Consider the following 21,039-nt stretch of genomic DNA (forward strand, 5'->3'; position numbering starts at 1 on the left):
GACTATGTAAAGAAAAGGTTGATCGTGTGTGGCATTTTTGCCATCGTGTCACCGCATTTGACAGTCATTGGGACAGCCGGACATTTGGCAGTCTGACGGGGATTGAGTTTGCCGGATCTGAATGAGCATACCAAGCCTTCGCGCTTGAGCTGGCGTACGCTGTGCGCCAACGTTGGCGGAAAGGTGGTCCGGACGGCAATGGCCGCCCTCCTCGCGCTTGCGGTATCCTCACCTGTATTCGTCGGCACGCCTTCCGAAGCGGCCGGCGAAACACGCAGCCTGAAGCTCTATTTCATCCATACGGGTGAAAAGGCCGTCATCACCTACAAGCGCAACGGCAAGTTCGACCCGAAGGGTCTTGAGCAGCTGAATCGATTCCTTCGCGACTGGCGCAAGAACCAGCCGACGAAGATGGATCCGCATCTGTTCGACCTGATCTGGGAAGTCTACCGCCAGAGTGGCTCGAAAGATTACATCAACGTCGTCTGCGGTTTCCGCTCGCCGGGCACCAATGCGATGCTGAAGTCGCGTTCGCGCAATTCCGGTGTCGCCGAGAAGAGCCAGCATATGCTCGGCAAGGCGATGGACTTCTTCATTCCTGACGTGAAGCTAGCGACGCTGCGTGCGATCGGAATGAAGATGCAGGTCGGCGGTGTCGGCTTCTATCCCAAGTCTGGTTCGCCCTTCGTGCACATGGATGTCGGCGGCGTTCGTGCCTGGCCGCGCATGAGCCGCGATGAGCTCGTCCGCCTCTTCCCGAAGGGCAACACGCTTCATATCCCTGCCGACGGCACGCCGCTTCCCGGCTACCAGCAGGCATTGGCCGACTACAAGCGCCGTGTGAATTCCGACCAGCTCGTCGCTGCCGTCGGCGGCGATAATCTCTCGGAAACGAAGAAGCCGAAGACGCTGTTTGCAGCGTTGTTCGGTGGCGGTGCGGACGAAGAAGAGGACAGCTCGGACGATTCGGCTCCGGTCGCTGTTGCCAAGGCAACGCCGACGAAGCCTGAAGCTCCGGCCGCCGCGGCCGAGCCGGTGCAGGAAGAAGTTCAGGTTGCCGCCGTTAATGCGCCGGTTCCGCAGGTTCGTCCGGCATTCGCCGGTCAGCTCGGCGGCGGCGAAGTCGCCAATGCGATGCTTCCGGCCAATTCGGGCAACGCAGCTCAGCAGGCTCTTGCTGCCGCGACCGCGCAGGAAGATCAGCCGCAGCAGTTTGCCGATCTCAGCACTTATCATGTTCCTGTTCCGGAACTGCTTGGTCAGCGCCGCGAGCCGGGTGATGCTGAAGTGGCTTCCGTCGATCCGTCCATTCCTGTTCCGACGCCTGTTGATCGTCCTGTTGCTGCCGAAAACCTTCTGGCTGCAGCTGCTGATGCTGATCCGGATGCTGCGGGCGACGAAGCGGAAGCCGAACAGCTTTCTCCTGCCGTTGCACAGCAGCTCGACAAGGATAGCGCTGCTTCCGGTCCGCAGGTTGCCGCTCTCGCGCCGGCGACGGTCGAGCAGGCGATCAATGCAGCTATGCCCGGATCGAAGCCTGTCGCCGCCAAGACGCCGGTGCAGCTTGCAGCACTTGCACCGACAAAGTCGGCAAGCTTCGGCGATAACTTCGATCTGCCTCAGCAGCAGGTCAGCGTTGATGATGCCGTCCCTGTAACGCCGTCCAAGGGTGGACGTCCGACCAAGGCCGTTGCTGCCGCCGCCGATGCAGGCCGCGCTTCGGTTCGCACCGAGCCCAAGCTGACGCAAAAGATGATCTCGCAGTGGGCGCTCACCAATGCGCGTCTCGAAATGGTCACCAAGCCAGTCAAGGCGCCGCGCTTCGTTAGCCAGACGCTCCGCGCACAGCCGACCGCCGTCTATGCCGAAGGCTTCAACGTCAAGACCGCTTCCATCGATCCCGGCCGTTTCAGCGGCACGGCCGTCAACTTCATGGAAGTGAAGAAGTTCAACACGAACTGAGGCGTCCAATCGTTTGACAAAGGCCGCTGGAGCGATCCGGCGGCCTTTTTGTTTGTGGACCCGTCAGGCCATAGAAAAAGCCGCCGAGGCGCGAGGCCTGGCGGCTTTTGAACTATGCCGTCGCGGCTCAGCCTTCCGGCGGTGACTCGATCATGCCGAGCGCATGCAGGTAGGTGTCGAGGATCGCATCTTCTTCCATGCGCTCCTGCTCGTCCTTCTTGCGCAGGGCAACGACCTTCTTGAGGATCTTGGTGTCGAAGCCCATGCCCTTGGCTTCGCCGTAGACGTCCTTGATGTCGTCGGCGATGGTCTTCTTTTCTTCTTCCAGGCGTTCGATACGCTCGACAAAAGCGCGAAGCTGATCGCGGGCGACGCCGTGAGCATCAGACATCCGTGTTCTCCTGATTTTTGCGGATTGAAATTCGTGGGCGTTGACTGCCGTGAAGCGGCGCCGCGGTCAAGCCCCTTCGGCCATCATCGGCTTATTTGTGCGGGTTGTTCGTGTCGAAAGCGGCTTTCTGTGCTTCCGAAGCCTCGTTCTGGTGAAGGGTTCTCCACTGCTCGTACGGCATTCCGTAGACGATCTCGCGGGATTGATCCTTGGTTACGGCTACGCCGTTTTCCTCGGCCGCTTCCCGGTACCAGTTCGACAGGCAGTTGCGGCAGAAGCCTGCGAGGTTCATCAGGTCGATGTTTTGCACGTCGGTGCGATCGCGTAGATGTGCCACCAGCCTGCGGAAGGCGGCGGCCTCGAACTCGGTCTGCTGTTCTTTCGTCAGGTCGGTCATATCGATTCCTTCATGCATAGGGGCCGGTGCGCGACGGGTGCACCTGGTATTCGTGCAGAGCCGGATCGGCATTCATCGCCTCGAAGACCGGTGCCAGCCGCGCCGCCCAACCGGCGATGCCGGCCTCGTCGCCGATCAGGTCCTGACGGACTTCGAGCAGGGCGTGCGGAATGCCCGATACCATGCAGTGCCGGTACATGGTGTCACCCTTCAGCGCACCATCATAGGGCTCGTTGTCACCGACAATGAGATCGGGATCGCGGCGCAGCATGTCAAGCAGCGGGCCGACGGCGCGGTGGTCGCTGTCCCAGAGGACGGCTGCGTGCCACGGGCGGGGAACACCCTTCCAGGCGGGCGTATAGGAATGCAGCGACAGGACCAGCGGCGCCTTGCCGGTGGCACTCGCCACCCTGGCGATCTCCGCCGCTACGGCATCGTGATAGGGCCGGTGGAAGCGCTCGATGCGGTTCTGCCATTCGACTGAGGAGATCGGGTGGTTGCCCGGAATGATGGCGCCATCCGAGATCTTCATGATTAGCGTCGGGTCGTCCTCACCGCGGTTCGGATCGATCAGCAGCCGCGAGAAGCCGCCGAGGACGGCGGGAACGCCGAGCCTGGCCGAGAGGCTGCGCACCAGCCCCTCGATGCCGATGTCGTAAGCAATATGCCGGGTAAAGGCCGTCTCCGGCAGGCCAAGCTTTCCATAACCTTCCGGCAGCCGGTTCATGGCGTGATCGCCAAGGATCACCATGCCGCTGTCATGATTGCCGGGTAGGATTTCGAAGGGTTTGAAGTCTTCCATCAGCGAAGGGCCATTCGTCATTTCGGGCAAGGCGCCACTGATCGCATGCACGTGCCGGAGGTTCAAGCGGGATGAGACGGCAACAGCCGTGACTCGCCGGTCACAAGCAGGTTATGAAAGGAATATAATCGATTAGCATCGCGTTGACATTCGCGGGATGGCGGCGCAAGAAGGCACGGGAAAACGAATAACCGTGGGAGCAAATCGGAAGCCGTGTTGATGCAAGCCGCACCAAGTTTCCTCACCCGGTCCGGGCCGCTTGCCCGCCTCGCTTTGTTCGCATTCGCAGCCATGATGCCATTCTTCGCCGCAAACGCGGCACGCGCGGATTTCCGCGTCTGCAATGGCACCCAAAATCTGGTCGGCGTCGCCATCGGCTATCGTGCCAAGGATGGCTGGATCACCGAAGGCTGGTGGCAGGTCCCGGCAACGACCTGCGCGACGCTGATCGAAGGAGAGCTGCAGTCGCGATATTACTACCTCTACGCAGAAGATGCCGCCCGGGGAGGCCGTTGGACGGGCGATGTGCAGATGTGCGTAGCGGAGAACGAGTTCAAGATCACGGGCGTCAATGATTGCTATGCCCGTGGCTACCAGAAGATGGGGTTCAAGGAATATGATACGGGCCGCCAGGGTAGCTGGATGGTCCAACTTTCCGATACGCCCGGAACGCAAGAAAGCCCGAATTGATGAAGCGTAACCGCAAAGTAAAAATCCTCGCCACGCTCGGCCCCGCCTCCAGCGACGAAGCGATGATCGAGAAGCTGCACCAGGCTGGTGCCGATGTCTTCCGCATCAACATGAGCCATGCGAGCCATGACGTGATGCGCTCGCTGATCCAGCGCATCCGCTCGGTCGAAGCCCGCTCCGGCCGCCCGATCGGCATTCTCGCCGACCTCCAGGGCCCGAAGCTTCGCGTCGGCAAGTTCGCCGATACCAAGGTCGACCTGAGGCCGGGCCAGACCTTCACGCTCGACAACAACGAAGCGCCCGGCGATGCCACCCGCGTCTTCCTGCCGCACCCTGAAATTCTGGAATCGGTACAGCCGGGCCACCGCCTGCTGATCGACGACGGCAAGCTGGCGCTGCGCGCTGAAAAGTGCGACGGCAAGAGCATTGTCACCACGGTTATCTCGGGCACCAAGATTTCCGACCGCAAGGGCGTCAGCCTTCCCGATACGCTGCTCACCGTCGGCGTTCTGACGGACAAGGACCGCGTCGATCTGGATGCTGTTCTCGCCACCGACGACGTCGACTGGGTTGCGCTCTCCTTCGTGCAGCGCCCGGAAGATCTCGCCGAAGTGCGCAAGATCGCCAAGGGCCGCGTCGGCATCATGTCGAAGATCGAGAAGCCGCAGGCGATCGAGCGCATCGAAGAAATCATCGAGTTGTCCGATGCGCTGATGGTTGCCCGTGGCGACCTCGGCGTCGAAATGCCACTCGAAGCCGTTCCCGGTATCCAGAAGCAGCTAATCCGCGCCTGCCGCCGTTCGGGCAAGCCCGTCGTCGTCGCCACGCAGATGCTGGAATCGATGATCACTGCACCGGTTCCGACCCGCGCCGAAGTCTCCGACGTTGCTACTGCCGTGTTCGAAGGCGCAGACGCCGTCATGCTCTCGGCTGAATCGGCATCGGGTGACTACCCGGTCGAAGCCGTGGCCACCATGGCGTCGATCGCCACCGCCATCGAGCGCGAGCCGCATTACCCCGGTATCATCTACGCGCAGCGCGCTCAGCCCGAGGCAACCGGTGCCGACGCGATCTCGCTCGCCGGCCGCCAGATTGCCGAAACGCTGAAGCTCTCGGCGATCGTCTGTTACACCTCGTCGGGCACGACGGGTCTGCGCGCCTCGCGCGAGCGCCCGCAGGTGCCGATCCTGGCGCTGTCGCCGATCATCAAGACGGCCCGCCGTCTGGCGATCGTCTGGGGCCTGCACTGCGTCGTTACCCACGACGCGACCGATCTCGACGACATGGTCAACCGCGCCTGCCGCATCGTTGCCGACGAAGGTTTCGGCAAGCCGGGTGACCGCATCATCATTTCGGCCGGCGTTCCGCTCGGCACGCCTGGTGCGACCAACATGATCCGGATCGCCTATATTGGCTCCGACGGCCGCAGCGGCATCTGATCCTCAGAGATTGCAACGAATACAAAAACCCGCCGCGAACACGGCGGGTTTTTTCTTTTTTGGGCAGGTCGGCTTAAGCGGGGAGGGACATGTGGCCGACCCGGTAGATCTGGCCATCACCTGATATCAGCGGCGCGTCGCGATAAAGCGTGAAGCGGACGAGCGACCACGTCGTCGCTTCGAAGGCCGAGATTGCGGCCAGCACATCGCGCCTGCTGCCTGCTCGCGACGCACGCTCCGTTTCCTGCACTTTCAATCCGGCAAGATCCGCGTGCGGCTCGATAGGCAACACCTCGCTTGAAGCAAACTGCGCCTTGCCGAGATCGGGCGCAGTGGCTGCGTGCCAGACCATCCACTGCCGGATACTCGGGCGGCCGAAGGACTGGGTCAGTGCCTCAAAGCCCGGCCCAGTGATGAAATTGCTGGCGCCTTCGGGTGCGTTCCAGAGATAGAAGGGCGCATAGAGATTTTCCGCACTGCCGAACTCGCCCTTTCTGGCGCTGAGATAGGCTTTGAAACCTAGATGCGGCAAGCCATCGGTGCCCTGCCCACGGTCGCGGATCCGGCGGTCGATGATGCCCATGTCGTAATCGGCGGGCAGCGTGAAGCTGTATTGCATGGCGATCATCGGGATATCTCCACGGGTTCCAGCCAGTCGACGATGCGTTCGCCGTCGGTCGCCTGGATGCTGATGTAGCTGAAAGGGCTGCCGACGGCCGCGCCATGCCAATGTTTCTCATGTGGGGCGAACCAGACGGCGTCGCCGGTTCTGAGCTCCTCCACCGGCCCGCCGTCGCGCTGAGCGCGGCCGGTGCCGGAGAGGACATAGAGCAGCTGACCGCGCGGATGCGTGTGCCAGTTGGTGACGGTGCCGGGATCGAGTGTTGCCCGCATGGCCGTGTTTTCGCCGCGCGCTTCGCCTTCGAGCAGCATCTCGACCCAGAAGGGTGCCGATGCCACGCCGTCGGGCGAGCGCGTGACGCTTCCCGGGCGGCGGATGGTCATCGCGAGAGGATTACCGCTCATGACGGCTCTCCCATGGCGCGGGCGCGCCAGCCGTCATCTGCCATCTGCGCCAAGCCGTCGCCGAAGGACCATTCGTCGGGCTGAGAGCTGACGATGGTGATCATGATGTCTTCCTTCCGAAGCCCCGGCGCCTCGGTCAGCAATTCGGCGGCGCGCTTGAAGAAGGCCTTGCGCATCTCCGTCGTCCGCGGCCGGCCGGCGCGGATCGCGAAGAGCACGAAGTCGTCGGAGCGTGGACCGGCGAGATAGTTGCGGTCGAAGATCAGTTCGCCCGGCTCATGCTGCTGGATTTCGTGGAAACGGTCGGCAGGTGGCACGTCGAACGCCTCGACGAGCGCGCGATGGATGCCGTCCGAAAGGGCGCGCAGGTATTCCGGCGATTTGCCTTTGAGAAGGGAGATGCGAACGAAGGGCATGGGAGCCTCCTGTTTGAAATCTTGACAGGAGGAGCATCGCACGGCAGATTGATCCATAAAATCAGAATATACCGAACATATGATCCTGAAAAATAGGATTGATGATGCGCAAGACGAATTTCGATCTGGATGTTCTTCGAACCTTCGCGACCGGCATGGAGCTCGGCAATTTCGCGAAGGCTTCCGAACGTCTGGGACGTTCGACATCCGCCGTCAGCGCGCAATTGAAGAAGCTCGAAGAGCAGGCGGGAACACCGATCTTCCGCAAGGCCGGGCGTGGTCTGGCGCTGACAGAGGCGGGCGAGACGATGCTTGCCTATGCCCGCCGTCTGCTTGAACTGAACGATGAGGCGGTCGCGGCAATCCAGAGCGTCGAGCTGGAGGGCTGGGTGCGGCTCGGGCTGCAGGAGGATTTCGGCGAGACCGTGCTGCCCGATGTGCTCGGGCGTTTCGCGCGGGCGCACCCAAGGGTCCGGATCGAAGCGCGTGTCGTCCGCAATGTCGAACTGATCGAGCGGGTGACAACCGGCAAGCTCGATCTGGCGCTCGCTTGGAGCAACGGGACGGTGACGGCGCATTGCGAGGCGATCGGCGAGGTGCCGATGCAATGGATCGGCCCTGCCTCGGGGCCGTCAGGGTGGAGTGCCGAAAGCGGGGAGCCGCTGCCGCTGGCCTCGCTTGAAGCTCCGTGCCTGCTGCGGACCGCGGCCACCAATGCTCTTGACCGCGCCAACATCCCCTGGCGCCTTTCCTTCGTTAGTCCCAGCCTTGGCGGGCTGTGGGCAGCGACCGCGGCAGGCCTCGGGATCACCATCCGCACGCCGATTGGTCTGCCCTCAAAGGTCAGAGCGCTTGCGCCCGGCGCCGCCGGATTGCCGCCGCTGCCATCGCTGGGCCTGATGTTGCACCGCGCGGAAGCGGATGCGGATGCAGCAACCGCGCGCCTTGCCTCCCTCGTCCTGCAATCCGTCCGCGAGGAGTTGGTCAACGCGGTACCGGTGAAGGGGCTGGTTGGCGGTTAGGCTTCTGCCACAGCTGAATTGATAGCCGCTCCCGATCGTTGACGGGGAGCGGCCAGGAACCGGAGACCGCTCTAGAAGTCGCTATAGGCCGCCACAACGGCTGCAACCTGTTGGTCGTTCATGGCCAGGACCTGAGGGCTTGTGAAGGCGTTTGCGTGGTTCTTGTCGAGACCCCTGAGGTCCTCGACGGAAAGTCCGGAAATCGCCCCGGTGTCGATGGCGGCGATGTCTTCGACGGAGAACTTCGCCACATCCTCGGGCGCCATTGCGGCGAGCTGTGCGGCACTCAGCTTTGCCGTCTGCGCCGGTGTGAAGCCTTCAATCTGGTCTGCTGTCATCGCGGCGATCTGGGCTGGTGTGAAACCGGCGACAGCTGTGTCGCTGAATTTGCCGATCTGTGCGGCGGTCAGACTGCCGATCTGCACGGCACTCATCCCGCCTAGCTGGGCGGCAGTCAGAGCGCCGAGCTGAGCGTCTGTAAACTTGGCAAGCTGAGCCGGGCTGAAGCTCGGAATCTGCTGCGGCGTCAGCCCCTTCAGCTGATCGGGGCCGAGCTTACCGAGCTGGCTATCGCTGAGGGCAGCGATGACGTCGCTCCGCAGGCCGATCATCGCCTTGGCATTGATGGCGCCGATTGCTTCATTCGTCAGCTTGGAGACGTTTGCGACCGTCAATCCGGCCACCTGCAGGGCGGTGAAGCCGCCAATCTGAGCCGGGGTCAACCCGGCCACCTGATCCGCGGTCATGGCCGTAATCTGGCTTGCCTTGAGGCCGACGGTGGCGGTCGCGCTGATCTTGCCGATCTGCGCAGGAGAAAGCGCCGCGATCTGGCCGTTGGTCAGTGCTCCAGCCTGCGCTGCCGACAGGGCGCCGATCTGATCGTCGGTGAGCCCGCCAAGCTGTGCAGGCGTGAGGCCCGGGATCTGCGCCGGAAGGAGGCCGGCGATCTGCTCCTTGCTGAGCTTGCCGATCTGTTCGGTACTCAGGGCTGCGATCGCGTCATTCTTCAGGCCGGCTATCGCCGCTGGGCTGATAGCCGCCACTTCGTCGGCAGTGAATTTCGCAATATCTTGAGGGCTCAGGGCGGCCACCTGAGCGGCCGTCATTGCGCCGACCTGGGCAACGCTGAGCGCTTCAAGCTGCGTATCCGACATGGCGGCGATCTGCGCCGGCGTCAGGCCGGCAACCGCAGCGTTGTTCAGCTGGCCGATCTGGGCAGCGGAGAGAGCCGTAATCTGATCGTTGGTCAGCGCCCCGGTTTGCACCGCCGACAACGCCCCCATCTGCTCGTCCGTGAACTTGCTGAGCTGAACCGGGGTGAAACCGGGCATCTGCGATGCGGTCAAAGCCTTGAGCTTGTCAGCGCCGAGCTTGGCGATCTGGCTGTCGCTGAGGACGCTGATGGCCTCCGGCTTGAGGCCGCCAATCGCGGTGGCGCCGATGGCCGCGAAGGCATCGTCGCTCAGCTTGCTGACAGCGAGCGCGCTGAAGCCGGCGACCTGTGCCGCAGTTAGCAAAGCGCTCTTGTCCGCAGTGATCGTGGCTACCTGATCTGGCGTCATCGCCGCGATCTGCGTAGCGGTCAGGCCGGCAAAGGCGGTATTGCTGATTTGACCGATCTGAGCGGCAGTAAGGCTGCTGATCTGTGTGCCGGTCAGTGCGCCGACCTGAGCCGCGGATAGTGCGCCTATCTGCTGCTCGGTAAGTTTGCCGAGCTGTGCTGCGGTGAAGCCCGGGATTTGCTGTGCAGTGACCGAAGCGATCTGTTCCGCGCTTAGCTTTCCGATCTGGCTGTCGCTCAAGGCGGCAATCGCCTCGTTGGTCAGGCCGGCGATGGCTTTGGGATTGATCGCGGCAAATGCCTCGTCGCCGAGCTTGATGATATTTGCTGCCGTCAGGCCAGCCGTTTGTGCCGCGGTCAAGGCACCGGCCTGCGCGGCCGTAAGCCCGGCAATCTGGTCAGCCGTCATTGCGGCAATCTGAGAGGACTTCAAACCGGCAAAAACCGCAGTGCTCAGCTGTCCGATCTGCGCGCCGGACAGACCTGATATCTGGTCATTGGTCAGCGAACCGGCCTGCGCCGCCGTTATCGCGCCGATCTGTTCTTCAGTGAACTTACCGAGCTGCGTTGCCGTCAAGCTGGCAACCTGGCTGGGCAGCAAGCCTGCGATCTGTTCAGCACTCAACTTGCCGATCTGGCTTGGGGTGAGAGCGGCTATCACTGCATTGGTCAGACCGGAAATGGACTTGGGATTGATCGCGGCGATCTCTTCGTCGGAGAACTTGGCTATGTCGGCCACGGTGAGCGCACCAATTTGAGCTGCCGTCAGCGCGCCGGCTTGGGCGACACTCAGGCCTTCGCGCTGCGCTTCCGTCATATCGGCAATCTGCGCGGGTTTAAGGCCTGCAACGGCCGCGCTGCTGAGCTGGCCAATCTGCGCCGCGGACAGACCTGCGATCTGCTCCTTGGTCAGCGCGCCGACCTGAGCCGCTGAGAGCGCGCCAATCTGCTCGTCGGTGAACTTGCCGAGCTGGGCGGCAGTGAAGCCACCCATCTGCGCTACGGTGAATGCCTTGATCTGGTCGGCGCTGAGTTCGCCGATCTGGGTGTCGGTCAGAGCGGCGATCGTTTCGTTCTTCATGCCCGTAATCGCCTTCGGGGGGATGGCGGCGATAACATCGACGGGCAGTTTCGTGGAATTGCCCGGGTTCACCCCGGCAACTTGCGCGGCGGCAAGAACAGCGGCCTGCGCTGCTGTCAGTCCGGACAGCTGGTCGGCGCTCATCGCCGCGATCTGCGCCGCCTTCAAACCGGCAATGGCCGCGTTGCTGAGTTCACCGATCTGAGCAGGCGTCAATGCTGCAATCTGGGCCGGGCCAAGCGATGCGGCTTGAGCTCCAGACAGCGCGTTGATCTGATCGTTGCTGAAACCTCTGAGCTGATCGGGGGTGAAGCTGGTTATTTGAGATGCCGTAAACGCCTTGATCTGCGTAGCGCTCAACATCGAGATCTGGTCGTTGCTGAGCGCTGCAATCGCCTCGCTCTTCAGGCCGCCGATTGCCTTGGCGTTGAGGGCGGCAATGGCTTCGTCGCTCAGCTTGGTAACATTGGTTGCCGTAAGACCGGCAGTCTGCGCTGCCGTCAGCGCCCCGGCCTGGGCTGCGGTGAGACCGGCAAGCTGGTCAGCCGTCATCGCGCCGATCTGCGTTGCCTTGAGGCCGGATATGGCCGCATTGCTAAGCTGGCCGATCTGGATATCGGAAAATCCGCCGATCTGGGCGTTGGTCAGCGCACCGGTCTGCGTTGCCGACAAAGCTTTCATCTGTGTCTCGGAAAACGTTCCGAGCTGGGCAGGGCTGAAGCTTGCAATCTGCTTGGCGGTCAATGCTTTCATCTGATCCGCACTCAGCATGCCGATCTGCGTGTCGGTAAGTGCAGCGATGGTATTGGCCGGCAATGCGCCAATGGCCTTGGGGCTGATGGCCGCGATCTCGTCGTCCGAGAATGTGGCGATATCCTCCGGCGTCAATGCGCCGACCTGCGTTGCCGTCAGGGCAGCAACCTGTGCAACGCTTAGACCCTCAAGCTGCTCGGCCGTCATCGCAGCAATCTGGCTTGCCTTGAGAACGCTCAGCGCCGTGTTGCTGAGCTGGCCGATCTGGGCACCGGAAAGGCCGCTGATCTGATCGTTGGTCAGCGCACCAGCCTGGGTTATCGACAAAGCCTTGATCTGTACGTCGGAAAAGGTGCCGAACTGAGCAGGTGTCAGGCTGGCGAACTGCTTTGCCGTCAGCGCTCTGATCTGCAGCGTGCTCAATGAGGCGACCTGCTCATTTCCCAGGGCTGCGATGATCTCGTTCTTCAAGCCGCCGATGGCCTTTGGATTGATCGCCGCAAAGGCCTCCGCGCTCATCTTCGAAATGTTTTCGACGCCGAAGCCGGCAACCTGCAGGGTGGTCATCGCCGCCATCTGCGCTGCAGTCATGCCGGCCACTTGATCCGCGCTCATTGCCGCGATCTGTGTCGGCTTCAGACCCGGGGTGGCCGCAGTGTTGAGCTGGCCGATCTGTGTGCCGGACAGGCCGGCAATCTGCGCGTTGGTCAGCGCACCAACCTGTGCTGCGGACAATGCATTGATCTGCACGCCTGAGAAAGTGGCGATCTGATCCGGCGTGAAGCCGGCGATCTGCTTCGCCGTCAGCGACTTGATCTGATTGGCGCTCAGTTTGGCAATCTGATCGTTACCAAGTGCCGCAATTGCCGCATTGCTAAGGCCACTGGGCCATTTGATGGCTGCGATGGCGTCTCCGCTCAGCCCGGTGACATTGGTGGCGCTAAAGCCGGCAACCTGGGAAGCCGTGAGAAGTCCTGCTTGAGCAGCCGTCAAACCGGCCACCTGATCCGCCCGCATCACGGCAATCTGCGTCGCCTTCAGACCGCTGATACCCCCAGTGCTAAGCTGGCCGATCTGCGCTGCCGTCAGGCCGCCGATCTGGTCGTTGGTCAATGCGCCTGTCTGGGTGGCCGACAGTGCCTTGATCTGCACGTCGGAGAATGCACCGAGATGGTCCGGCGCTATGCTGGCAATCTGCTTTACCGTCAGCATTCTGATCTGATCGGCGCTCAACTTGGAAATCTGCTCGCCGCTGAGAGCCGCGATCGCTTCGGGCTTCAGCGCGGCAAACGCCTTGGCGCTGATTGCTCCGATTTCGTCGGGCGAGAATTTGGCGATGTCATCGGCGCCCAGCGCGCCAACCTGGGTTGCGGTCAGTGCGGCTGCCTGGGCCACACTGAGGCCTTCAAGCTGGATATCGCTCACCGCGGCGATCTGTGTTGCCTTTAGACCTGTGATGGCCGTGTTGCTGAGGCTTGCGATCTGTGTGGCAGTCAGTCCGACGATTTGTGTGTTGGACAGCGTGCCGACCTGGGCTGCCGACAGTGCGCCGATCTGGCTCTCGGAGAACGACGCGATCTGGCCTGGCGTCAAGCCGGCGATCTGCTTTGCCGTCAGCGCCTTGATCTGATCGGTGCTCAACGCGGCGATCTGCTCGCCGCTGAGAGCGGAAACTGCTTCGGTCTGCAAGCCGCCGATCGCCTTGGGGCTGATCGCCCCGACGTCTTCTGCCGAAAACTTGGCGATATCGTCCGCCCCGAGCGAAGCAATCTGGGATGCGCTCAGGCCCTTGATCTGATCGGGCGTCAGAGCCTCGATCTGCTCGGGGGTGAGGACAGCAAGCTGGGTCGTGCTCAAGGCGGCGATCTGAGCCCCGCCAAGCGCGGCAAGTTTCGCGGCGTCGATCGCTGCGAGTAGCTCCGGTCCCAGACCGGCAATCGCACCGGCCGATATGGCACCAAGCTGAGCTGAGTCGAGCTGTCTGATATCTTCCGCTTCGAGCGCAGAAATCTGCGTCTTGCTGAGAACCCTCACCTGATCAGGAGAGAGCGACCCGATATCCTCGGCCGAAAGCTCCTTGATCGTCTTCGTCGAGAGAGCTCTGATCTGGGCGGTCGTAAAGGAAGCGATCGAGGTCATCTAGTTGCCCTTGCACTGGCGTTGCCGGTAACCGTCTCACGTCTGATGTCCAAAGGTTCGCACGCACCGCCTTCGGGCGGTTTGCAACAAACGCAACGGAACAAGACGCAGAAACAAATGGTTCGACAGGCATCGCTGGAAGCGAGCCGATGGGCGGGACAAGCATTATCGATGCGGCGCGCGTAAAGCGGCCGCCTTCCCAACACGACATGCGGCATTGCTGCCGCAAATCGTCAGGCTCAAAACGACCGGAGCCGTTATCGGCCGAAAAATGACTTACCCCACAACCAACGATTACAGCCCTACCTGCCGCCGTCTTGTCAGGATATGTGTCGTGCTAAGCTTGCGTGAGGATGGAGAGACAACGCCCGATCAACGGCGCCGCGAAATAGACAGCTTCCGCGTGCGGTAATGATCGCGAGTCCAGGGGACCTGTTCGCTCTGTGCGTCCGGCGGATGTTCTGCGGTGGCGGGCTGAATGCGCGCAGGAAGGCACGGCGTATCCGCTCGCCATCGGCAAAAGCCGGTCTCGCGGGCGAAAGCACCGATCGGGTGGCGCGCCTGTCACATCAACAGTCTTGCCGCTTCCAGCCGCAGGTTTCTGCTCGAAACCAGCCACCCGCTATAAGGTTTGAGGATCCGGCGTCAGCCGAAGCGCTCCAGCGCCATTGCAAAGACTTCGGTATCGACATTCCCGCCCGAAGTGACGGTGATGACGCTGTCGCTTTCCAGCGCCTTGCCGTGGAACAATGCCGCAGCAAGTGCCACCGCGCCGCCGGGCTCGACGATGATCTTCAGCCGCTTGAAGGCGAGCGCCATGGCGCGCAGCGCCTCGTCGTCCGTCACGGCGATACCTGCGCCGGCAAGCCGCTGCAGGATCGGGAAGGTGATCTTGCCGGGTTCAGGCGTGATGATCGCATCGCAGATCGAGCCGGCCAGCGCCGCATTGCGCTTGATTTCGCCTGATGCCAGCGAGCGCGCGAAGTCGTCGAAGCTTTCAGGTTCGCAGGTGCGGACGGTAAAGTTCGGGGCGCTTGCTTCCAGCGCCAGCGCGATGCCGGAGCTCAGGCCGCCGCCGCCGCAGGGCACCAGAACTTCGGCTTCCTTGATGCCTTCCTCTTCCGCCTGTTCGGCAATCTCAAGACCCGTCGTGCCCTGGCCGGCGATCACGAGCGGTTCGTCGAAAGGCTTGATCAGCGTCAGGCGCCGATCGGCGGAGAGCCGGGCGCCGATGGCGTCACGGTCTTCCTTGGCGCGATCGTAGAGCACCACCTCGGCGCCGAAGGCGCGGGTGTTGTCGATCTTCAGCTTCGGCGCGTCCGCGGGCATGATGATGACCGAGGGGACGCCGTGGAGTTTGGCGGCCAGCGCCACGCCCTGCGCGTGGTTGCCGGAAGAGAAGGCGATGACGCCGCGCTTGCGGATATCGGGTTCCAGTCCCGATACCGCCGACCAGCCGCCACGGAACTTGAAGGAGCCCGTGTGCTGCAAACATTCGGCCTTCACAAAGACACGGCGACCAGCCATCTCGTCGAGAAAGGGTGACGAGAGCAGCGGCGTGCGCCTGATATGTCCGCGCAGACGGGCGCGGGCGGCGACGATCATTTCAATGGATGCCATGGGATGCTCTTTCGGCTGATGTGCTGCGCCATGAATAGAAGACGGCTTGGCGCTTGTGAACGCCGGTTCTTGTCACCGTGACACGAAAGCCTGTAGCGCGGTCTCCTTGGCGGGTTGCGGCGCGCGCTCACGGCGCCGGTATTCCGTCGGACTGGTGCCGGTGACGCGCAGGAACTCGCGATTGAAGTTCGACTTGCTGATGAAGCCCGCCTCGAACATCACGCTGGTGACCGGCATATCGTTATGCGCCAGTTGATCGCAGGCGAAGCGGATGCGGAATTCGTTGACATATTGCGAGACGCTCATGCCGTGGATGCGGTTGACCGCCACCGAGACGCGGCGGGCGGGGAGGCCGAGCTTGCGGGCGATGCGGTTCAGATTGAGCTCGGGATCGCGATAGACCTGCTTGGTCTCCATGAGGCTGTCGAGACGACTGGCGACGGCGTCGTCCTCTTCCGTTGGAAGAGCGGGCGATGGAGGCGCGCTGTCGATCCCCTGTTCCGGCTGCGTGCCGCCGGCGATCGAGGCCGCGGCGCCGAGGATCAGGAGGACGATGACGTTTCCGAGCGCAACGATGGCCCCGGCGTTGGCGCCGCCGGTGCGGTAGAGATCGAGGCTGATGACGACGTCGCTCAGGCCCGAGCCGATCAGCGCGACAGCCGTGATCACCAGCGACCGATAGGAAAGGAACGCCCCGTCGAGGCGGGAGGCGACAAGCGCATCGGCGCCGCTTCGCGAAATCCAGAGTAGCGCAAGGCCATAGCCGATGAAGAGCAGGATCAGGCTCAGGCCGACGACATCCCGCCAGCAGGCGAATGCCAGAGCAACGCCGATTGCCGGCAGAAGATGCAGCCATTGCCGGCTCAACGGCCGTGGCGTGCCGAGCGTCAGGTCAGCGAAGCTTGCGAAGGAGAGCGGCGCGACAATGGCGGCGAGCACGGCCTGCAGCGGCATGATCGCTAGCATGTCGTAGCCCCAGCGCAGGCCGATGAAGACGGATTGCAGCGCATAAGCGGCGATCAGCGCCAGAAACAGCCGCCGCCCGGGCGCGCTCCATTCCTCCATCCTCAGCATCCGGATGAGGAGGATAGAGAGGAGCAGGGCGACCACGAAAGGCAGAGGCACGAAAATCATCGGCAGTGTCCGGACATTTATCTCATCAATATGAGCACGAGATTGGCCTTGATCGCAATTGCGGGCGACCCGGAACACGATCAAGGTCTCAAGAAAGCGCAGCGGACCTCACCTTGCTTGCGCCGGATCCACCGGCGTCAAACAGGGAGCAAACCGATGACCATTATCCTTTCCATACCGCTTTTCTTCATGAGCCTCGTTTCCGCCTTCGGAGGCTCGAGCACGCCTGGCGAAATCTTCGATATCACCAAGGTCCGCTCAATCGTCATCCAGGGCGATTCCAGCTCGATCAGGATCACCACCGATGCCGGGAAGCCCTATGAGGCCGTCACATCCGGCCGCCGCAGCGGCTGGTTCTCATCCTGGTACTCGAGCTGGTTCTTCAATGCCTGCAAGGATGAAAGCCGGGTGCGGATCGACGGCACGGCGATGACGATCGATGTCGGCGTCTCGGCGTGGAGCGACATTGCCGATTGCACGCCTGAAGTTTCCGCCAACGTACCTGCGGGTGCGGCCGTGTCGATTGATCAGCATGCCTTCATGGCAAGGCTTGACGGAAACTTTTCCGCGTTTCGGACATCGGGCAACGCTGCGGATATCACACTCAACGGTCACGCATCGGAGGTCGACATCACGGGCACCGCGGTACGGGCGAACCTTACCTATGCCTTGATCACCCGGGACGAAACGATAGGTATCGAGGCGCAGTCGCTCGACGCCACCCTCGGTTTCGGCAAGGACGTTCCTGTCGATTACACCGTGATGGCCAAGGCGTCGCTGGTCGATACTTTGACGCCGAGCGTGCCGGGGGCAAAGCCGCAGGTGACGATCCGGGGCGATTATGTCCGCTCCCGGATCCGCTGATCAGTATCCCTTGGCCGAACCTTCCGCAGCGCGGCTGTCCATGGCGCCATAGTAGCGTGAGCCGCCGCCCTTCTCGATATCGGCCAGGCTCTTGCCGCCGACGAGGATGCCGGCGGCCAGGCCCCAGAGCGGCGCGTCGTTGCCGCCGTCGAAGCTGTAGCCCATGGCAGCGAGCGCCTTCTCGGTGTCAGGCGACAGTGCATAGGGCTCGAGATAGACCTTGTCCGGCTGCCATTGGTGATGGATGCGCGGGGCATTCACCGCCTGGCTGATGTCCATGCCGAAATCGATGACGTTGAGAATCGCTTCGAGCGTGATGGTGATGATGCGCGAGCCGCCCGGGCTGCCGATCACCATGAAGGGCTTGCCGTCCTTCGTGATGATTGTCGGGCTCATCGATGAGAGCGGCGTCTTCTTCGGGGCGATGGCGTTGGCCTCACCCTGGACGAGGCCGTAGAGATTTGCCACGCCGGGCTTGGAGGTGAAGTCGTCCATCTCGTTGTTCAAGAGGATGCCGGTGCCCGGCGCCACCACACCGGCGCCGAAGGAGCCGTTCAGGGTGTACGTCACCGCAACGGCATTGCCTTCGTCGTCGATGATCGAATAGTGGGTCGTCTCGGTGCTTTCCTTGCCGCCAAGCGGTTTCAGATCGGCCGATTTCCCGGCCTTGTAGGGATCGATCTTCTCGCGGATCTCGGTGGCATAGGCCTTGTCGAGAAGCTTGGAAACCGGATTGTCGATGAAGTCAGGATCGCCAAGTGCAGCGTTGCGATCGACATAGGCGTAGCGCATCGCCTCGACCATCGCATGGACAGTCTCGGCCGAGCCGTAGCCGAGATAGGAAAGCGGGTAGTCTTCGAGAACGTTGAGGATCTCGCAGATGATGACGCCGCCGGAGGAGGGCGGGGGCGAGGAGATGATGTCGTAGCCGCGGTAATTGCATTCGATCGGCTTCAACTCGCGGACCGAATATTGCTCGAAATCTTCCTTGGCGAGGATGCCGCCCTTTGACTGGCTGGCCTTGACGATCGCGTCTGCCGGGGTGCCCTTGTAAAAGGCGTCGGGGCCTTTCTCGGATATCGCCTGAAGCACGGCGCCGAGTTCCGGCTGCACCAGCTTCTCGCCTTCGGCGTAAGGCTTGCCATCGGGCTTCAGGAAGATCTTGGCAGCCGCCTCGTCTTTGGCGAGGCGCTTTGCGCTGTCGGCGAGCGAGGCTGCATCTCCCTGCTCGAAGGTGAAGCCGTCCTTGGCGAAAGCGATTGCCGGGGCAAGCAGGTCGGCACGGGATTTGGTGCCGTATTTTTCGCGCGCCGTCTCGAAGCCCATCACCGATCCCGGCACGCCGACCGCCAAATAGCCGTCGAGGCTGGCGCGGGGAACGATATCGCCCTTGGCATCGAGATACATGGTCTTGGTGGCGGCGAGCGGTGCGCGTTCGCGGAAGTCCAGGAAGGTGCTCTTTCCATCCTTCATGCGGATCGTCATGAAGCCGCCGCCGCCGATATTGCCGGCGGTGGGATAGACGACGGCCAGCGCATAACCCACGGCCACAGCTGCATCCACGGCGTTGCCGCCGCTCTTCAGAACCTCAACGCCGACATCAGTTGCCAGATGCTGGGCAGTGACGACCATGCCATGCTGCCCTTCGACGGGCGCAGGCGAGGCGGCAAAGCTGGTGGAAAGCGGGCTGAGAGAGAAGGCTAAAGCGGTGAAAAGCGAAATGGTTTTGGCTTGAAGCCGGTCCATGAGATCCCCTCCAAAAGATAAATTATCGAGTGGATATGGTTCGGCCTGCGCCGGGTGCAAGGCTTTCAGTTGGCGGTCGCAACGATATCGCCGGCCAGCCGCTCTTCGGCTATACGGGCCGCTGCCTGCAGATCGCGCGGCATGCCTGCAATCTTTTCCAGCCCGGCGATGGCCACATCCGTCGCCAGATAATCCGGCTTGTGCCCGACGCCCCGTATGGTCACCAGTTCCGAGCCGGCGATATCGCGGGCGAGGCCTTGGGAGTGCAGGTGTTCCCAGACGATATCGTCGCTGTCACCGGTCATGATGACGGTCGGCGCGGTGATCTCCCTGTAGCGATGGGACTCGGCCTTGAGATAGGCGAGCAGGCGGGTGAAATCGGTGGCGTTGTTGTGGAAGGTGCCGGGCCGCAGGACCAGTGACGGGCCGGTGCTGGCGATATAGTCAGCCGGGCGGACGTTTGGCCGGAAGACGTTCATCGTGCCCTGTTCCAGCCGCCGCAATCCCATCGGCACGACGAGCGCGTGATTGAAGAGCCAGCCGAGCAGCGGGGCCGTTGCAGCGTGATAGTACCAGTCCACGCCGCCCGGCCACGGGTGGGTCGCCGGCGCAAGGAAGAGCAGCCCTGCTGTTTTCTCTGGATGATGGACGCCGAAGGCGGCGGCGATGGCGCCGCCGAAGGAATGGCCGACGATGATCGCCTTTTCGATGCCGCGCCTTTCCATCAGCCGGGCAATAGCTGCCGCCTGACCGGACGGCACGGCATTTTCAGGGCCGCCACGCTCGGAATAGCCGTGTCCGGGGCGGTCGACGAAGAGCATTTCGGCGCGGCCCTGCAAAGGCCGCAGAAAGGCACCGGTCTGATCCAGCAGATTGCCGCTGGCGCCATGAATGAAGACGATCGCTGGGAGGTCGGCTGTGTCTGGACGCGGTATATGCAGGGCGTTCATGCGATAGCCGCCGACATCGGTCAGCTCGCCGACATTGGGGAAAGCTTGCTCGAACTGCCGGGCTTTGAAGGAGCTGTAGCCGATCGCGGCGGCCAGAGGGGCAAGAAGGGCGGAAACTTCGGCAAGCATGGGCGGACCGGCGGTGAACTCTGTGACTGTTTCCTAAAATTGGTCTCGCGCGGCCGCCGTCAAGATCAGGTGCGGCTGCCCGCCAGTTTTTCGGACAGCGTGTTCACCTGCTCCTGCGCCGTGCGGTTTGCCGGGAAGACCTCCAGGAAGCGTTCCCATGCCTTCAGCGTCAGCTGGTCGTTACCGGTGTCGTTCAGAATCGCGGCCATGCCGGACAATGCGCCGAAGTGGCGGGGATCGAGATCCAGCACATGCTCGATGTCCGACATCGACTTGCGATAGTTGCCCGAGGCGTAGTTGAGGGTGGCGCGGCGGTTCCAGCTCTCGGCATAGGTCGGCTTCAGGGCAATCGCCTGGTCGAGAAAGTCGAGGGCGGCGGCGCTGCGCTTGTCCTCGATTGCCTTGTCGGCCCACTGCATCAGAAGGTTTACGGTGGCGCTGCCGGAATCGTTCCATTCCGTGCGAATTTCCTGCGCGATGCCGTTGGCCTTTTCGGGGTCACGTTCGCGTTTCAGCTGGGCGTAGAGATTGTCGAGCCTCTGCTTCGGGGAGGCGTTGGTATCCGGCTGCTCGACGATGACGTCCTTCTCGGCGCTTTCGGCGGGGAAGGCAGGAGCAAGGAAACCGGTGGCGAGCGGCGCGGCCGCCAAGAGCAAAGCAAAAAAGCGCATGGCGGACAATGTAGCCCGCCATCACACAAGATCAAAGAAAATTTGACGTGATCACCAAAGCGACCCACCGGAAATGAGCGATCAAGCGGCTACGCCGTCAATCGCTTCCGGAACGCGCAATCAGCCCTGACGAGCCTTGAAGCGCGGGTTCAGCTTGTTGATGATGTAGATGCGGCCCTTGCGGCGAACCAGACGGTTGTCACGGTGACGAGCCTTGAGCGACTTGAGCGAATTCTTGATCTTCAT

The 21,039-nt window shown here is 62.4% G+C and carries 18 protein-coding genes and 1 pseudogene; 5 read left to right on the plus strand and 14 right to left on the minus strand.

Going from position 1 to position 21,039, the window contains the following annotated elements; all coding sequences use genetic code 11:
• Nucleotides 1-108 precede the first annotated feature (108 nt).
• Nucleotides 109-1,962: a DUF882 domain-containing protein gene (locus tag J2X43_RS21760; protein ID WP_310297168.1), complete on the plus strand. Its 1,854-nt coding sequence runs from the start codon at nt 109-111 to the stop codon at nt 1,960-1,962.
• A gap of 127 nt (nt 1,963-2,089) precedes the next feature.
• Here J2X43_RS21760 and J2X43_RS21765 read toward each other — a convergent pair whose 3' ends face one another.
• The 3 genes from J2X43_RS21765 to J2X43_RS21775 form a co-directional block, all read right to left on the minus strand.
• A complete protein-coding gene (locus J2X43_RS21765; protein WP_007822869.1) occupies nt 2,090-2,353 on the minus strand; it encodes a DUF2312 domain-containing protein in 264 nt (87 codons plus the stop codon).
• A 91-nt stretch (nt 2,354-2,444) separates the two neighbouring features.
• Entirely contained in the window at nt 2,445-2,750 is a 306-nt protein-coding gene (locus J2X43_RS21770; protein WP_310297173.1) for a DUF1244 domain-containing protein, read from the minus strand.
• A gap of 10 nt (nt 2,751-2,760) precedes the next feature.
• Complete coding sequence (locus J2X43_RS21775; RefSeq protein WP_310297595.1) at nt 2,761-3,552, minus strand: N-formylglutamate amidohydrolase; 792 nt, start codon at nt 3,550-3,552, stop codon at nt 2,761-2,763.
• A gap of 219 nt (nt 3,553-3,771) precedes the next feature.
• Here J2X43_RS21775 and J2X43_RS21780 point away from each other — a divergent pair, with 219 nt between their 5' ends.
• Nucleotides 3,772-4,242 (plus strand): DUF1036 domain-containing protein, encoded by a 471-nt coding sequence (locus J2X43_RS21780; RefSeq protein ID WP_112385515.1) that lies wholly within the window; start codon nt 3,772-3,774, stop codon nt 4,240-4,242.
• Nucleotides 4,242-5,681 carry a pyruvate kinase gene (gene pyk, locus J2X43_RS21785; RefSeq protein WP_310297176.1) on the plus strand — a complete coding sequence of 480 codons (1,440 nt, stop codon included), beginning with the start codon at nt 4,242-4,244 and terminating at the stop codon, nt 5,679-5,681. The genes J2X43_RS21780 and pyk overlap by 1 nt, the downstream gene beginning before the upstream one ends.
• Nucleotides 5,682-5,754: 73 nt before the next feature.
• Here pyk and J2X43_RS21790 read toward each other — a convergent pair whose 3' ends face one another.
• From J2X43_RS21790 to J2X43_RS21800, 3 genes are read right to left on the minus strand one after another with little or no spacing between them, the layout of a single operon-like run.
• Nucleotides 5,755-6,309: a DUF4865 family protein gene (locus J2X43_RS21790; protein ID WP_310297179.1), complete on the minus strand. Its 555-nt coding sequence runs from the start codon at nt 6,307-6,309 to the stop codon at nt 5,755-5,757.
• Nucleotides 6,306-6,707: a cupin domain-containing protein gene (locus J2X43_RS21795; protein WP_310297181.1), complete on the minus strand. Its 402-nt coding sequence runs from the start codon at nt 6,705-6,707 to the stop codon at nt 6,306-6,308. The genes J2X43_RS21790 and J2X43_RS21795 overlap by 4 nt, the downstream gene beginning before the upstream one ends.
• Nucleotides 6,704-7,123 (minus strand): tautomerase family protein, encoded by a 420-nt coding sequence (locus J2X43_RS21800; protein ID WP_310297184.1) that lies wholly within the window; start codon nt 7,121-7,123, stop codon nt 6,704-6,706. Before J2X43_RS21800 ends, J2X43_RS21795 begins: the two co-directional genes overlap by 4 nt.
• Nucleotides 7,124-7,227: 104 nt before the next feature.
• On the opposite strand from J2X43_RS21800, the gene J2X43_RS21805 reads away from it, so the two are divergent.
• On the plus strand, nt 7,228-8,145 hold the full coding sequence (locus tag J2X43_RS21805) for a LysR substrate-binding domain-containing protein (protein WP_310297187.1): 918 nt from the start codon (nt 7,228-7,230) through the stop codon (nt 8,143-8,145).
• Between the two features lie 71 nt (nt 8,146-8,216).
• Here J2X43_RS21805 and J2X43_RS21810 read toward each other — a convergent pair whose 3' ends face one another.
• From J2X43_RS21810 to J2X43_RS21825, 4 genes and pseudogenes are all read right to left on the minus strand, one after another.
• Complete coding sequence (locus J2X43_RS21810; protein ID WP_310297190.1) at nt 8,217-13,679, minus strand: hypothetical protein; 5,463 nt, start codon at nt 13,677-13,679, stop codon at nt 8,217-8,219.
• A gap of 449 nt (nt 13,680-14,128) precedes the next feature.
• Nucleotides 14,129-14,279: pseudogene (locus J2X43_RS21815) on the minus strand (GlxA family transcriptional regulator); the annotation flags it as partial.
• A 45-nt stretch (nt 14,280-14,324) separates the two neighbouring features.
• Nucleotides 14,325-15,299 (minus strand): threonine/serine dehydratase, encoded by a 975-nt coding sequence (locus tag J2X43_RS21820; protein WP_310297194.1) that lies wholly within the window; start codon nt 15,297-15,299, stop codon nt 14,325-14,327.
• Between the two features lie 72 nt (nt 15,300-15,371).
• On the minus strand, nt 15,372-16,433 hold the full coding sequence (locus J2X43_RS21825; RefSeq protein ID WP_310297197.1) for a helix-turn-helix domain-containing protein: 1,062 nt from the start codon (nt 16,431-16,433) through the stop codon (nt 15,372-15,374).
• A gap of 156 nt (nt 16,434-16,589) precedes the next feature.
• Between J2X43_RS21825 and J2X43_RS21830 the strand changes: the two genes are divergently transcribed.
• Nucleotides 16,590-17,297, plus strand: a complete 708-nt coding sequence (locus tag J2X43_RS21830) for a hypothetical protein (protein WP_310297200.1) — start codon at nt 16,590-16,592, stop codon at nt 17,295-17,297.
• Here J2X43_RS21830 and ggt read toward each other — a convergent pair whose 3' ends face one another.
• From ggt to ykgO, 4 genes are all read right to left on the minus strand, one after another.
• Nucleotides 17,298-19,043, minus strand: a complete 1,746-nt coding sequence (gene ggt / locus J2X43_RS21835; protein ID WP_310297203.1) for a gamma-glutamyltransferase — start codon at nt 19,041-19,043, stop codon at nt 17,298-17,300.
• A 65-nt stretch (nt 19,044-19,108) separates the two neighbouring features.
• Complete coding sequence (locus J2X43_RS21840; protein WP_310297206.1) at nt 19,109-20,122, minus strand: alpha/beta hydrolase; 1,014 nt, start codon at nt 20,120-20,122, stop codon at nt 19,109-19,111.
• Nucleotides 20,123-20,187: 65 nt separating this feature from the next.
• Nucleotides 20,188-20,802 carry a tetratricopeptide repeat protein gene (locus J2X43_RS21845; RefSeq protein WP_310297209.1) on the minus strand — a complete coding sequence of 205 codons (615 nt, stop codon included), beginning with the start codon at nt 20,800-20,802 and terminating at the stop codon, nt 20,188-20,190.
• Between the two features lie 111 nt (nt 20,803-20,913).
• Nucleotides 20,914-21,039 carry a type B 50S ribosomal protein L36 gene (gene ykgO, locus J2X43_RS21850; RefSeq protein ID WP_003566454.1) on the minus strand — a complete coding sequence of 42 codons (126 nt, stop codon included), beginning with the start codon at nt 21,037-21,039 and terminating at the stop codon, nt 20,914-20,916.

The organism is Rhizobium sp. BE258 (genome assembly GCF_031457345.1).
Taxonomy (GTDB): domain Bacteria; phylum Pseudomonadota; class Alphaproteobacteria; order Rhizobiales; family Rhizobiaceae; genus Rhizobium.